Origin of the sequence: Acidovorax sp. FHTAMBA (genome assembly GCF_038958875.1) — a bacterium.
Classification (GTDB): domain Bacteria; phylum Pseudomonadota; class Gammaproteobacteria; order Burkholderiales; family Burkholderiaceae_C; genus Acidovorax.
Map to the genome: position 1 here is coordinate 428,509 of NZ_CP152407.1, position 13,751 is coordinate 442,259.

At 65.2% G+C, this 13,751-nt stretch carries 15 protein-coding genes; 5 read left to right on the plus strand and 10 right to left on the minus strand.

Features of this window, described 5'->3' with window-relative positions; genetic code table 11:
* The first annotated feature begins 66 nt into the window (after positions 1-66).
* Positions 67-825: a YdcF family protein gene (locus AAFF19_RS01940; RefSeq protein WP_182119311.1), complete on the plus strand. Its 759-nt coding sequence runs from the start codon at positions 67-69 to the stop codon at positions 823-825.
* A 35-nt stretch (positions 826-860) separates the two neighbouring features.
* Here AAFF19_RS01940 and AAFF19_RS01945 read toward each other — a convergent pair whose 3' ends face one another.
* On the minus strand, positions 861-1,436 hold the full coding sequence (locus tag AAFF19_RS01945) for an NAD(P)H-dependent oxidoreductase (protein ID WP_342721163.1): 576 nt from the start codon (positions 1,434-1,436) through the stop codon (positions 861-863).
* Positions 1,433-2,083 (minus strand): TetR/AcrR family transcriptional regulator, encoded by a 651-nt coding sequence (locus AAFF19_RS01950; protein WP_342721164.1) that lies wholly within the window; start codon positions 2,081-2,083, stop codon positions 1,433-1,435. Before AAFF19_RS01950 ends, AAFF19_RS01945 begins: the two co-directional genes overlap by 4 nt.
* A 106-nt stretch (positions 2,084-2,189) precedes the next feature.
* Here AAFF19_RS01950 and AAFF19_RS01955 point away from each other — a divergent pair, with 106 nt between their 5' ends.
* Positions 2,190-2,876, plus strand: a complete 687-nt coding sequence (locus AAFF19_RS01955) for a hypothetical protein (protein ID WP_342721165.1) — start codon at positions 2,190-2,192, stop codon at positions 2,874-2,876.
* 21 nt (positions 2,877-2,897) lie between these two features.
* Here AAFF19_RS01955 and AAFF19_RS01960 read toward each other — a convergent pair whose 3' ends face one another.
* Entirely contained in the window at positions 2,898-4,235 is a 1,338-nt protein-coding gene (locus tag AAFF19_RS01960) for a D-amino acid dehydrogenase (protein ID WP_342721166.1), read from the minus strand.
* A 119-nt stretch (positions 4,236-4,354) separates the two neighbouring features.
* Between AAFF19_RS01960 and AAFF19_RS01965 the strand changes: the two genes are divergently transcribed.
* Positions 4,355-5,275 carry a LysR family transcriptional regulator ArgP gene (locus AAFF19_RS01965; RefSeq protein ID WP_034693911.1) on the plus strand — a complete coding sequence of 307 codons (921 nt, stop codon included), beginning with the start codon at positions 4,355-4,357 and terminating at the stop codon, positions 5,273-5,275.
* Positions 5,276-5,407: 132 nt separating this feature from the next.
* On the plus strand, positions 5,408-6,025 hold the full coding sequence (locus AAFF19_RS01970; protein WP_342721167.1) for a TetR/AcrR family transcriptional regulator: 618 nt from the start codon (positions 5,408-5,410) through the stop codon (positions 6,023-6,025).
* Positions 6,026-6,106: 81 nt separating this feature from the next.
* Here the strand turns inward: AAFF19_RS01970 and AAFF19_RS01975 are convergent, their stop codons facing one another.
* The 5 genes from AAFF19_RS01975 to AAFF19_RS01995 form a co-directional block, all read right to left on the minus strand.
* On the minus strand, positions 6,107-7,048 hold the full coding sequence (locus tag AAFF19_RS01975) for a fasciclin domain-containing protein (RefSeq protein WP_342721168.1): 942 nt from the start codon (positions 7,046-7,048) through the stop codon (positions 6,107-6,109).
* A 48-nt stretch (positions 7,049-7,096) separates the two neighbouring features.
* The gene (locus AAFF19_RS01980) at positions 7,097-7,552 is read right to left on the minus strand and encodes a fasciclin domain-containing protein (protein WP_182119307.1); all 456 of its coding nucleotides are present in this window, start codon (positions 7,550-7,552) and stop codon (positions 7,097-7,099) included.
* Between the two features lie 174 nt (positions 7,553-7,726).
* Positions 7,727-8,149, minus strand: coding sequence for a universal stress protein (locus AAFF19_RS01985; protein ID WP_342721169.1), 423 nt, complete (start codon positions 8,147-8,149; stop codon positions 7,727-7,729).
* A 112-nt stretch (positions 8,150-8,261) separates the two neighbouring features.
* Positions 8,262-9,107, minus strand: coding sequence for a metallophosphoesterase (locus AAFF19_RS01990; protein ID WP_008904561.1), 846 nt, complete (start codon positions 9,105-9,107; stop codon positions 8,262-8,264).
* Between the two features lie 26 nt (positions 9,108-9,133).
* Positions 9,134-10,090, minus strand: coding sequence for a LysR family transcriptional regulator (locus AAFF19_RS01995; protein ID WP_008904560.1), 957 nt, complete (start codon positions 10,088-10,090; stop codon positions 9,134-9,136).
* A 127-nt stretch (positions 10,091-10,217) separates the two neighbouring features.
* Here AAFF19_RS01995 and AAFF19_RS02000 point away from each other — a divergent pair, with 127 nt between their 5' ends.
* Positions 10,218-10,658, plus strand: coding sequence for a hypothetical protein (locus AAFF19_RS02000; RefSeq protein WP_008904559.1), 441 nt, complete (start codon positions 10,218-10,220; stop codon positions 10,656-10,658).
* A gap of 155 nt (positions 10,659-10,813) precedes the next feature.
* Here AAFF19_RS02000 and AAFF19_RS02005 read toward each other — a convergent pair whose 3' ends face one another.
* A complete protein-coding gene (locus AAFF19_RS02005; RefSeq protein WP_008904558.1) occupies positions 10,814-12,685 on the minus strand; it encodes a phosphoenolpyruvate carboxykinase (GTP) in 1,872 nt (623 codons plus the stop codon).
* A 266-nt stretch (positions 12,686-12,951) separates the two neighbouring features.
* Complete coding sequence (gene queC / locus AAFF19_RS02010; protein ID WP_034693875.1) at positions 12,952-13,662, minus strand: 7-cyano-7-deazaguanine synthase QueC; 711 nt, start codon at positions 13,660-13,662, stop codon at positions 12,952-12,954.
* Between the last annotated feature and the right edge of the window lie 89 nt (positions 13,663-13,751).

A 13,751-nucleotide genomic window follows, 5' to 3' on the forward strand; every position in this document is an offset into this window, starting at 1 on the left:
GGCGTGTGCCGCGTGCCCGGGCACCCCGGCAGGCGTGCGCAATTTTGATTTCCACCGTTTGACCCCATGCTGTTTGCCCTGAAAAAAGTCCTGTCTGCACTGTTGCTGCCCCCGGTGTCGAGCATCCTGCTGGCGCTGCTGGGCCTGTGGCTTGCGCGCTACCACCGGCGCACCGGGCTCACGGTGGTGGTGCTGTCGTTGCTGTCGGTGCTGGCGCTGTCCTGGCCGCCGGTCTCGGGTGCGCTGGTGCGCAGCCTGGAGCGCTACCCCGCCGTAACGCCCCGGCAGCTGGCCCAGGCGCAGGTCCAGGCCATCGTGGTGCTTGGCGGGGGCCCCGATACCGTGGCACCGGAATACGGGGTGGAGATGCTCAGCAGGGGCTCGCGCGAACGGGTGCGTTATGCGGTGCACCTGCAGCAGCAGACGGGGTTGCCCATGCTGGCCACGGGCGGCTCCAGTGGCGGCACACGGGCCGAGGCGCTGGTGATGAAAGAGGTGGTGGAGCGTGAGTTCAGGGGGCGGGTGCGCTGGACGGAGGTGGAATCCCTGGACACCCGTGGCAACGCGGAAAAATCCGCGCGCCTGCTCCAGGCTGCCGGTGTGCAGCGCGTTGCGGTGGTCACCCACGGGTGGCACATGGTGCGCGCGGTCCGGGCCTTCGAGCGCGCGGGCCTTCAGGTGCTGCCTGCGCCCATGGGCTTCAAAAGCGGGCAGGGGCGCAGGCTGTACCGGGTGTTGCCCCGCGCCTCCGCGCTGGCCGACAGCAGCCTGGCGCTGCATGAATGGCTGGGCATCCTCGCCCAGCGCTGGTCACTCAACGCCTGAAGGGAGATCGGCGGGGCGCCGGTGCGCCTTGCCCATCACGGCGCAGCGTGCGCCCGCAGGAAACCGCGGGCCTGTGTGAGTGCCTGTGCGTCGGCCTCTACCGCGCCCGGCGGCCCGCCTTTGCCCCAGAGGGCGCCGCCCCAGGCCATCGACAGAAACTGCGCACACAGCGCCACCGAGTCGATCATGGGCTGGGCCTTGGTGCGGTCGCCGCTGGTGGTGATGAGCGACAGCGTCTTGTGGCTCATCGCGTCCTTGAAATCCAGGCCCGGCACCCGCATCCAGGCGCTCCAGTGGTCCAGATACGTCTTGAGCGGCGACGGGATGCTGTACCAGTACACGGGTGCCACAAAGACGATGTGGGTGGCTGCAAGGGTGGCATCGAGCAGCGTTTTCATGTCGCCCTCGGGGGGCGCGTAGGTGCCCGTGGTGTGGCGCTGGTCCACAAAAGGCGGCAGGTCCATGCGTGCCAGGTGGTGCCAGGTTTGCCGGGTGCCTGCAGGCAGCGCAGCGGCGGCCTGGCGGGCCAGCCATTCGGTGTTGCCGATGTGGCCGGGCGCGCGGGTGGAGGTGGTGAGGAACAGGTAGTGCGGTGTGGGCGGCGTTGTCATGGCGCGATCGTAGCGCTGGCCTGCGCGGGCCCCAGGTACGCCAGGCACAGCGCGACCAGTGCATCCTCAAACTCTGCGCTGTCCAGCAGCGGCGACTGCTCCAGCGATGCGGCCCGCACGGCACCCATGAAGGCGCGCGTGAGCACGAACAGCCGGGCCGCCGACGGCGCTTGCAGGTGGTGCTCGTCGGCCATGCGCTGCAGGTGCAGGGCGATGCGTTCGCTGGTGCCCCGCACCGACACCAGCATGGTGGCGCGGTAGTCCTGCTTCCACGACAGGCGGGCGAGCGCCCGCAGCTCCTGCGGCCCGCCTCCAAACGCCTGCAGGTAGTGGCGCACATAGTGGCGCACCTGCTGTTCGGGGGGCCAGCACTCGGCGCGGGCCCGCGCCAGCAGTGCGTCCAGCGCCAGCATCACGCGGTCGCAGTGCTGGTCCAGCATGGCCACCAGGATGGCCTCCTTGCTGGGGAAGTACTGGTAGAGCGAGCCCACGGACACACCCGCCAGCTCGGCGATGCGGTTGGTGGTCAGGGCAGCTTCGCCCTGCGTGGCCACGATGCGGGCCACGGCCTCAAAGATGGCATCCACGGTGACCTGGGAGCGTTCCTGCCGGGGCGTGCGGCGGGGGGGTGGGGTGGTCGGGGGCATGGGCAAACCTGAGCGCAATGCGAGTAGGCGGCGGGGCCGGGGCGGCCTATTCTGCCGCCATCGGCCCAATCAACCCAACCCAATCCATCACCCGGAGAAGACAGACATGAATGAAACCACCCAGCTCGCCCTGGGCGCCACGGCCATCGGCCTGGCGGGCACCTGGGTGTGGCGCCAGCGCCCGGCCCTGCGCACGCTGCACCGCGCCAGTGCCATGGCGCTGGCCCTGTTCCTGGGTGCGCATGTGCTCGGGCACCTTGCAGGCCTGGCAGGGGCCGCCGCACACCAGGCCGTGCTGGAAGCGCTGCGCAGCATCTACCGCCAACCGGTGGTCGAGGGGCTGCTGCTGGCCGGTGTGTTGTTCCAGGCGGGCAGCGGGCTTGCGCTGTTGTGGCGCGGCTGGCGCCAGCGCAAGGGGGTTGTGGCGTGGGCACAGGCGCTATCGGGGGCGTACCTGTCGCTGTTCCTGATGATCCATGTGGCGGCCGTGCTGGCGGCGCGCCAGCAAGGGGTGGACACCAACTTGCAGTTTGCGGCGGCGGGCATGCACACGCCGCCCTGGCAGTGGTTCTTTGGGCCGTATTACTTTCTGGCGGTGCTGGCTCTGTGCACCCATGTGGGCTGTGCCCTTTACTGGAACCTGTCCCGAAGCCAGGGCGCCCCGGCGTTGGCGGCCGCCCTGTTGGTGGGTCTCGTGCTGGCAGCCATTTTGGTGGTGATGCTGGCAGGCGGCTTGCAGGGGCTTGCGATCCTGCTGGCCACCGGGCCCAGCAACATGCCGGCAGTGGCCTGAAGCGACCCCGTCGTGGGCGACTCAGGCCGCCTTGACCGACAAGGTGCTGTGGCCATGGTCCATGCCGCAGAAACCGAAGTTCATGGCAGGCACCTGGCCGCTGATCAGCTCTGCCAGGGCCTTGCCCGATCCCGCGCCGTGCGTCCAGCCCAGGGTGCCGTGCCCGGCGTTGACCCACAGTTTGCCCACGCGCGTCTGCCCGATGAAGGGGATGTTGGTGGGTGTGGCGGGGCGCAGGCCGGTCCAGTACTGGGGGTCGCCACCCTGTTCGGGCGTGCGGGTGTCGCACACGCCGGGCAGGATTTCTTCGATGCGGCGCGACAGCATGTGGCAGCGTGCCCGGGCCACGGCGCTGTCCAGCGACAGGTCATACCCGCCCAGCTCGATGGTGCCGGCCACGCGCAGCACGTTGCCCAGGCGACTCATGGCGATCTTCTTGCCGTCGTCGATGGTGGAGACCATGGGCGCACCTTCGGGCCTGAGCAGCGGGAAGGTGGCGCTGTAGCCCTTGCCCGGATAGATGGGCAGATCCACGCCCACGCTGCGCAGCAGCGGCGCGCTGTACGAGCCGCAGGCCACCACCACGGCATCGGCTTTTAGTATGAAGTCTTTTTTGCCTCCGGCGCTTGACTGGCGATGCATGACAGCTACTGAATCAATAGCGTTGCCGATCTTGTTGAGGCGCAGCACATCATGGTCGTAGAGAAACTGGGCACCGCGTGCCACGCAGCGGCGCGCCAGTTCCTGGGTGAAGACGCGCGCGTCGCCGCTCTCGTCGGTGCTGGTGTACGTGCCGCCGGTGATGTGGTCGCCGTAGGCCTTGAAGGCCGGCTCGATCCTGAGCAGCTCTTCGCGGCTGACCAGCCGGCGTTGCACGCCGTGCTTACGCATGAGCTCCACGGCGTGGCCCGCCGAGTCAAAGGATTTCTGGTCGGTGTAGAAGTGGGCAATACCGCGTTCGAGCCGGTTGTAATCGATTCCGGTGGCATGGACCAGGTCCTTCAGGGCCGCATGGCTGTAGGCGCCCAGCGCCACGATCTGCTGCACATTGCGTTCGAACGCGGCGTCGTTGCACTGCGCCAGAAACTGCAGGCCCCATCGCCATTGCTGCCAGTCCATCTGCGGGCGAAACAGCAGCGGCGCCTCTTTGTCGAACATCCACTTGAGCGCCTTGAGCGGAGCCTCGCGGTTGGCCCAGGGTTCGCAATAGCTCACCGAAATCTGCGCAGCATTGGCAAAGCTGGTTTCGAGGGCGGCATCGGGCTGGCGATCGACGACGGTCACGTCATGACCGCGCTCCAGCAGGTGCCACGCTGTGCTGATGCCGATGATGCCGGCGCCCAAGACAATGGTTTTCATGGGGCGCAGTGTGCGTGACATTGCTTTCAATAAAAAGCAAAATTAAACTTGATCCAAAAACATCAGCGTGCCTTATGGAGGGCGCTGGCCAGGCACAATTTTCAGCTTCCGAGACGACCATGAGCTCCTACGATCCTGCTGCCCTTGAATGCCTTGCCGCCATTGTGGAAGAGGGGGGGTTCGAGCGCGCCGCACAGCGCCTGAACGTCACCCAGTCGGCGGTATCGCAACGCCTGCGCGCGCTGGAGGCCCAGGTGGGCTCGGTGCTGATCGTGCGCAGTCGCCCGCTGCGGCCCACCTCGGCCGGGCAGTTGTTGCTCAAGCACACCAAACAACTGCGCCTGCTGCGCGCCGACCTGGAGCGCGACCTGCACGAGCTGGCGCCGAGCGCGCCAGGGGGTACACGGGAAGACGAGCGCATTGCCATCGCCATCAACGCCGACAGCATCGCCACATGGGCCATGGGCGCGCTGCACGACCTGGTGCGCCAGCGCCTGCCGCTCGAAATCATCGTGGACGACCAGGATTTCACGCAGGAATGGCTGCGCTCAGGGCAGGTGCTGGGCTGCGTCACCACGCTCAAGCAGGCCCTGCGCGGCTGCAAGATGGTGCCGCTGGGGGCCATGCACTACGTGGCGGTGGCTTCTGCCAGCTATGCGCAGCAGCACCTGCCGCAAGGGCTTACGCCGCACAATTTTCGCGACGTGTCGTTCCTGTCGTTCAACCGCAAGGACGATATGGCCGCCGAGTTTGTGGCGCGCGCGTTCGGGCTCAAACGTGTGGCACTCAACCATCTGTTCGTGCCGGGCTCCGAGGCGCAGATGCGTGCGGTGGCTGCAGGCTGGGCGGTGGGGGTGATTCCGGAACTGATGGCGCGCGACGCGCTCTCGGACGGCAGTGTGGTCAACCTCGCACCCGGCCACTCGCTTCCGATCCAGCTCTACTGGCACTGCTGGAATCTGGAATCGGCCGTGCTGGACGCCCTGACCGACGCCCTGACCGCCACCGCTGGGCGGACCCTGGAGGCGCCGGCTGCCTAGGGGGCACGGTGAGCAAGGGGCCACGGCGCTGATGCGCCGTTAAACGCCCGGAGCCCACTAAAATCGTAAACGACGTAGTTGCATTGCAACTTAGTCATTTATTTTTATACTGCAATGTATAAAATAGCGGGCATGCAAACGCCGCAACCCAAAGTTTCGTTCAAAGAACAGATGCACCAGGCGCGGGAGGAAGCCATCCTGCAGTCCACATGTCAGCTTCTGGGCGAAAAAGCCTTTGATGCCATGACCATGGACGACGTCGCCAACGCCGTGGGCATTGCCAAGGCCAGTCTGTACAAGCACTTCTCCAGCAAGGAAGAGCTGTGCAGCGCCGCCATGGTGCAGATCCTCGGTCGTGTACGGGCGTACCTGGCCGAACTGCCCGAGGCCATGCCGCCGGTGGACAAGCTCCACGCGCTGGTGCGCTGGTCGCTGGAGCGGTTGCTGGCCAACGAAATGCCGTTGCTGCCGAGCCGCAACTCCACACTCCGGGCGGTGCTGATGGCCAACAAGGATTACCTCAACGGCCTGGTCGCCGTGAGTGACCAGATTGGCGAGTGGATCACGCTGGCCCAGTCCCAGGGCGTGATCAACCCCACACTGCCACCCCTGGTGGTGCTGTACACCCTGTATGCGCGCGCATGTGATCCGGTGGTGAGCTTTCTCAAGGAAAGCGGCCAGTACTCGGACGCGGAGATCGTGGATCTGGTGGTGCGCACGTGTTTCGACGGCCTCGCCGCCCGCCCTTGAACGCGGGCGCGTTCTGCGCCGCAGCCCCAAAGAAGAAAGCCCGGCATGCCGGGCTTTCTCGCATTCAGACCCAGGCCTGCATCATTGGGGCAGGATCACCTTGTCAATCACGTGAATCACGCCATTGCTGGTGAACACATCGGCAGTGGTGATGTTGCTGGTGCGCATGTTCTGATCGGTGATGACCAGGCTCGCGTTCACCGAGAAGCTCTGGCCCTGGACGGTCGCAATGGCCGTGTTCAGGGGCACTTCGGCCTTGAGCACCCGCGCGGGAACCACGTGGTAGGTGAGTACCTTGGTCAGCAGGGCCGTGTCGGCCAGCAACGCTTCCTTGGTAACCCCGAGCTCAGACAGCAGGGCCGCAAAGGCCGCGTTGGTGGGTGCAAACACCGTGAACGGGCCGGGCCCCTGCAATGTGCTGACCAGCCCGGCTGCCACCACCGCCTCCACCAGAATGCTGAAGTCCGCAATGGACGACGCGGTGGCGACGATGTCCTTGTCTGCCGGCAGCAGCACCCGGTCTACCAGATGCACCACGCCGTTGCTGGCCTGGATGTCGGTGGCCGTGATGGTGGAGACGCGGTTGCGGCCATCGGTGATCTTCAGGCCGCCCGACGACTCCACCTTGAAGAAGCCACCCGACACCGGCGCAATCGCCTTGCCCACGGGAACATCCGCCAGCACGACCTTGCTGCCCAGCACGTGGTAGGTCAGCACCGCCGTCAGCAGGGGCTTGTCGGCCAGCAGTGCCTCCTTGGTGACGCCCAGCTCCCCCAGCAGTGCCGCGAAGGCGGCATTGGTGGGCGCAAAGACGGTCAGGCTGCCGGTGCTCAGCGTGGGGGCGAGCCCCGCAGCCACGACGGCTTCCACCAGGATGCTCAGGTCGGGGTTGCTCTGGGCGAGCTCCACGATGTTGCGCTGGGGTTCGTCATCGTCGCTGCCGCCACAGGCCTGTAGCAGGGTGGTGCTGGCGCCCAGCGCAGCGGCGAGCAAAACGGTACGGCGGTTGAATACGGTGTTCATGGGCTTCTCCTCGCAAAGGGTGTTGGGTGAAGGGCGTGGGTGCGATGCTTATTTGGGCATCAGAACGGTGTCGATGGCATGGATCACGCCATTGCTGGCCGCAACGTCTGTTGCGATGACCTTGGACTGGTCGACCATCACGCCCATGCTGGTGGACACCGTGAGTTCCTGGCCCTGCACGGTCTTCACGGCACCGGCTTTCACGTCTTTGGCCATCACCTTGCCTGGCACCACGTGGTAGGTCAGCACCTTGGTAAGGGCCGCCTTGTCAGCCAGCAGGCCATCGAGCGTTGCCTTGGGAATCTTGGCAAAGGCTTCATCGGTCGGCGCAAACACGGTGAACGGGCCGGGGCCCTTCAGGGTGTCGACCAGACCGGCTGCCTGAACGGCGGCCACAAGGGTTTTGAAGTTGCCGGCCTTCACGGCGGTATCCACGATGTCCTGGGCCATCACGCTCAGGGAGGCACCTGCGGTCAGGGCCAATGCAATCAGGGTCTTCTTCATGGGGTGCACCTCGGGTTGGGTGGAAAAAAGCACGCCAGGATGGGCGTGACGGGAATGTATAACCAATTGGTTTAAAAGTAAACCACATGGTTATACATTAACCAATCGGTCGCGTTCGGGCAAAAAAAAGCCCCGCGGTGGCAGGGCTTCTTGGGGCGCTGAACGCTCGCGGGGCTAGCGCACGATCAGCAGGGGCACCTTGCTGTTCGCCAGCACCTGCGTCGTCACCGAGCCCATCACCAGCGTGGCGAGTGCGCCGTGGCCGTGCGAGCCCATCACCAGCAGATCGAACTTGCCGGTGTTAGCCACCTTGGCAATGTTCTCGCCCACCGAGCCCACCTTGAAAATGCGCTTGGCATCCACGCCGTGGCGCGCCAGAAACTTGCCCACGGGCGCGAGGATTTTTTCGGCCTCTTCAGCGTGGTAGGTGTCGACCACTTCCTTGCCCAGTGCTGCACGCGCGCGCGTTGGCAGCGGGGCCTGTACGGTCAGCACGGTGTACTGGTGGGTGCCGGCCAGCAGCTCCTCGTGGGTGGCCAGGTAGGCCAGCATCTTCTTGGTGTAGGCGCTGCCATCGACAGCGAGCAGGATATTCATGAGGTTCTCCGAAATGGGATGGGGCAGACTACTCTGCGCGGGGTCCTGTTGTCTTGACCTGAGTCATGGTTTTTGTCCTGCGCGCGGCGGTGTCCAAGGCGCCGCCGCGCGATCATACGGCGATCACGCACTGGGGCTTGAAACTCTCCTGTTCGCCTTTGCGGGCATAGCCCAGGGGATTTGCCACCACGCGGCACTGCCACAGGGTCCCGTCTTGCGCCTCACCCCGCACCGTGTAGTCGCTGGGGGCATGCAGATGCCCGTGCAACCACAGCCGCGCGCGCGGCAGCAGGCGATCCAGTGCGTTGCAAAAGCCCGCAGTGCCGGGCACCAGGCCGTAGCGCGGGTCAGCGCTCAGCAGGCTCGGTGCGAAATGCGTGACCGCGACAGTGGGCCCCGCAAAAGGAGCGGCGAGCGCGTCAGCCAGCCACTGCTGGCAGGCCAGTGCCTGGTCACGAATGGCTTCGGCCAGAAAGGGCTCGGCGTTGCGGGTGCTGCCCGTCTTGCGCAGGTAGAAATTTGCGGCCCTGAAGGCCTTCTCGCGCAGTTTCAGCCGCCTGCCCAGGTCGGTGTTTCCCTCATGGTCTGCGAGCGCATCGAAATCGCTCCAGAGGGTGGTGCCGACAAAACGCACGCCCCCCACCACCAGTGTTTCACGCTCCAGCCATGCAATGCCCAGACGATCGCAGGTGCTGCGCAGCCGCGTGTGGGCCTCATCAAAATCCTGCGCGTCGTATTCGTGGTTGCCCGGTACGAAAAGCACCGGGGTGGGCCACCCGGCCCCTCGTGGCAGAGGCGAGAACCGGGCCAGTCCAAAGTCCTGATCGGCCAGCTGCGAACCCTCCTGGTATGAGCCCACATCGCCGGCCAGGACGAGAACATCGGCGCCTGGCGCAGGTTCAGGGAGGAAGTGGGGATGCGCCTCAAGGTGCAGGTCGGAAAGCAGCTGAATGTTCATGCACCGCTGAGTCTACGGGCAGGGCGCTAGACCGGGAAGGTCCGCCGCGCGGAGCGCGCCAAGGCGTGCAGCAGCCAGTTCATCGCTGCCTGCTGGGGGCCGCGCCGGCGCCAGAGCGCGTCCACATGTACGGGAGGCACATCCAACGGGAGGGCCCTCTGCACCAATGCGTCTGCAATTCCGGTGACGGGAACGAAGTGACGCGGCAGCACCGTGAGCAGGTCCGAGCCGGAGACCACGCGCCCCGCGGTGAAAAACTGGTTGACCGTGATGACCACCTTGCGCTCGCGTCCCAAAGAGGCCAGCGCCTCGTCGATGAATCCATAGGGGCGGCCCGAGAAGCTCACGAGCATGTGGCGTGCTGCGCAATAGGCATCCAAGGTCAGGGGGGCATTCGCCAGGGGGTGGCCCTGTCGCATCACGCACACATACTCGCCGTCGTAGAGGCGGCGGCTGTCGAAAGCGACAACGCCGCCAGTCTGTGCGCGGGCGGTCAGGTCTGCCAGCACCGAGGGAAAGTAGCCCACGGCCATGTCGGCAGCCTCTTCCTCCAGCAGGCGACGAGGGTCGCGGGTCGTCAAGGGGAGTACCCGGATGGAAATGCCCGGTGCTTCCCGCTCGATCGTTTCCACCAGGCCCGGAATCAGCGTGGCGGCCGTGGCGTCGGCCATCGCCAGCACGAACGTGGACTCGGCGGTGGCGGGATCGAAGTGGCCCGGCGCCAGGCACTGCTCAAGGTGTGCCAGGGCCTCGCGCACCGGGGGCCAGAGGGCCAGCCCACGCGGTGTCGGCTCCACCCCCTGGCCGCTGCGTACCACCAGTTCGTCGCCGATGACATCCCGCAGTCGCCGCATGGCGTTGCTAACCGCCGGCTGGGTGAGCGCCAGCTTGTGCGCTGCCCGCGTCAGGCTGCGTTCGGCCATGACCTCATCGAACACACGCAGGAGATTCAGATCCAGAGACCGGAAATTGATGGGGTCCATGGCCAAATTATCACTGGTATGAATATTAGTGATTCAAAATATAAACTTGAACAAACAAAGGGTTAACCCTAATATTCCCCCATAGCGCGCGGCAATCCAGCCCAGCGCCAAGAAAGGGAAATCAAAAATGACCAGCTTCGCCCACGTTGACCATCCTGCCGAACATCCTGGTGTTGTCCGTGCGGAGAACGCTGCCGCAGCGCTCCGGCAGATTGCCGCGAATTTCGATGGGGCGCGCGGTGCCGCAACCCTTTTGCTGGCAGCCGTAGTCTCGGCATTGCTGGTGGTGGCCAACCAGATGATCGACACCTGGAGCGAAGGCCACCTGCTGGCTGCCTGGATGGTGCTGTGGCTGGTAGCTTTTGCGGCGCTGGCCTTGCTCAGCGCCCCGGCCCGCCGTGCCGGGGCAGCGCTGCGTGTCGCAACCCGTGCCTGGGCGGAAGGCCGACGCCGCGCGGCGGAAGACGAGCGGACGTGGCAGGTTGCAGTCCGGGATCCGCGTGTCATGGCCGAACTGCACCACGCCATGGGCGTTGCCACAGTGCAAGACATCCGTCCTTATCACTGAAGCGTGCGGCGCCCCTGGCGCCACCGGATCAGCACCTGAAGCCGTGGCGATTGCTCGCCACGGCTTTTTTGTTGCGGCAGGGCGCTCTGCGGTGGACGAAAAAAAACCGCCCGTCGGATCGAACGGGCGGTTGGCAGGATCAGGCAAGCGCGGAATCAGCTTGCCAGTCGTTGCTCCAGGGCAGCTTTGGTGTCGAGCAGAGCCTTGGGCAGGTGGTAGGCCAGCTGCTCGAAGTGGGCATCGTGCAGCTTGAACTCTTCGGTCCATGCCGCTTTGTCGATGTTGGTCACAGCCTGGAACTGCTGGGCACTGAAGTCCAGCCCCGTCCAGTTGATTTCGCCGTACTGTGGAGCCACGCCAAACATGGTCTCCTGGCCGGGGGCCTGGCCTTCAATGCGATCGATCATCCACTTGAGCACGCGCATGTTGTCGCCGTAGCCAGGCCACACAAACTTGCCGGCCTCGTCCTTGCGGAACCAGTTCACGCAGAAGATCTTGGGCGCAGCCTTGCCGGTGGCAGTGACCTTGCCTTCCATGTTCAGCCAGTGCTGGAAGTAGTCGCTCATGTTGTAGCCGCAGAAGGGCAGCATGGCGAAGGGATCGCGGCGCACCACGCCTTGGGCGCCGAAGGCGGCGGCGGTGGTCTCGGAACCCATGGTGGCAGCCATGTACACGCCTTCGGTCCAGGTACGGGCTTCCGTCACCAGCGGCACGGTGGTCGAGCGGCGGCCGCCAAAAATGAAGGCATCGATGGCCACGCCGTTAGCGTCGTCCCACTGCGCATCCAGGGCAGGGTTGTTGGTAGCCGCCACCGTGAAGCGCGAGTTGGGGTGCGCAGCCTTGGCGCCGGTTTCCTTGGCGATCTGGGGCGTCCAGTCCTTGCCCTGCCAGTCGATCAGGTGATCGGGCAGCTTGCCGGTGTCCTTTTCCATGCCTTCCCACCACACGTCCCCGTCATCCGTCAGGGCCACGTTGGTGAAGATCACGTCCCTGTCCAGGCTCTTCATGCAGTTGGGGTTGGTGTGCATGTTGGTGCCGGGGGCCACGCCAAAGTAACCCGCTTCGGGGTTGATGGCATACATCTTGCCGTCGGCATGGGGCTTGATCCAGGCGATGTCGTCACCGATGGTGGTGACTTTCCAGCCCGCGAAACCAGCTTCTGGTGGCACCAGCATCGAGAAATTGGTCTTGCCGCAGGCGCTGGGGAAGGCTGCAGCCACGTGGTACTTCTTGCCCTCTGGGTTGGTCACGCCCAGGATGAGCATGTGCTCGGCCAGCCAGCCTTGGTCCCGGCCCATGGTGGATGCGATGCGCAGCGCCAGACACTTCTTGCCCAGCAGCGCGTTGCCGCCGTAGCCCGAGCCGTACGACCAGATCTCGCGCGTTTCGGGGTAGTGCACGATGTACTTGACCTTGGGGTTGCAAGGCCAGCTCGTCGTGTCCTTTTCGCCTTCGGCCAGGGGTGCGCCCACCGTGTGCATGCAGGGAACGAACTCGCCTTCTACACCCAGCACGTCGTACACGGCCTTGCCCATGCGGGTCATCAGGCGCTGGTTTACGGCCACGTAGGCGCTGTCGGTCAGCTCCACGCCGATGTGGGCAATATGGCTGCCCAGCGGGCCCATGCTGAAGGGCACCACGTACATGGTGCGGCCCTTCATGCAACCGTCGAACAGCGGCTGCAGCGTGGCGCGCATTTCGGCGGGGGCCATCCAGTTGTTGGTGGGGCCGGCGTCTTCCTTTTGGGCCGAGCAGATGTAGGTGCGGTCTTCCACGCGGGCCACGTCCGATGGATCGGACCAGGCCAGGAAGCTGCCAGGGCGCTTGGCGGGGTTGAGCTTCTTGAAGGTGCCAGCATCGACCAGCTGCTGGCACAGGCGGTCGTACTCTTCCTTGGAGCCATCGCACCAGTAAATGGTGTCGGGTTTGCACAGGGCGGCCATGTCGGCCACCCAGGCGAGCAGCCGGGCGTTTTTGACGTAAGCGGGGGCGTTGAGATTCAGGCCCTGCATGGTGGGTGCGTTCATCGGGGAGCTTCCTAAGTTGAAAAACAGTTTTTTCAAAGGAAGCGGACCGGGGGAGATCGCGGCAAGGCCTTGCGCAATTGCGGTGCTGAGCGCTGCCTTTGAAAAAACGGCTTTCGTGCTCAGTCGGCGGGCGGGAGCGTGAATCAGCCCCACGGGTGGAGGCTAGTTCCACGGATTCCGCGGGTCGGCTGGGATGTCGATTTTATGAATCTGCCGCCGGCTTGTCTGTCAGACAGGGGGTAAATCCATGCAAAATATGCATGGGGTTATGCGTGATTTGAGACGCTCCGCCAGCGTTCGTAGCCGTTCCTGCGCAGCTCGCAGGCGGGACAGGTGCCGCAGCCATAGCCCCAGGCGTGGGGGGTGTCACGCACACCGTGGTAGCAGGTGTGGGTGTCGGAAACGATCAGCGCCACCAGGGCCTCGCCTCCCATCGCCCGCGCCAGCTCCCAGGTGTCGGCCTTGTCCAGCCACATGAGCGGCGTCTCGAAGGTGAACCGCTGCCCCATGCCCAGCGACACGGCTACCTGCAGGGCCTTGAGCGTATCGTCCCTGCAGTCCGGGTAGCCTGAAAAATCCGTTTCGCACATGCCACCCACCAGCGTGTGCAGGCCGCGCCGGTAGCCCACGGCCGCCGCCAGGTTGAAGAACAGCAGGTTGCGCCCGGGCACGAAGGTGTTCGGCAGGCCGGACTCGGTCATCCGGATTTCGGTCTCGCGGGTCAGCGCCGTATCGCTGATGTTTCCGAGCACGGCGAGATCCACCATGTGGTCCGCGCCCAGCCGGGCCGCCCAGTGGGGGAACTGCCCGCGCAAGGCGGCCAGCACGGCCTGGCGGGCCTGCAGCTCCACGCTGTGGCGCTGGCCATAATCGAACCCGATGGTTTCCACATGGGCAAAGTGTTCCAGCGCCCACGCCAGGCAGGTCGTGGAATCCTGCCCGCCAGAAAAAAGGACGAGTGCGTGTCCGGGTCTCATGAAGCTTCTCGCGATAAAAATGGGGCGGACGTAAAAAAGCCCCGCATTGCGGGGCTGTGCGCGATGGTGATGGTTGCCGGGGCCGCCCG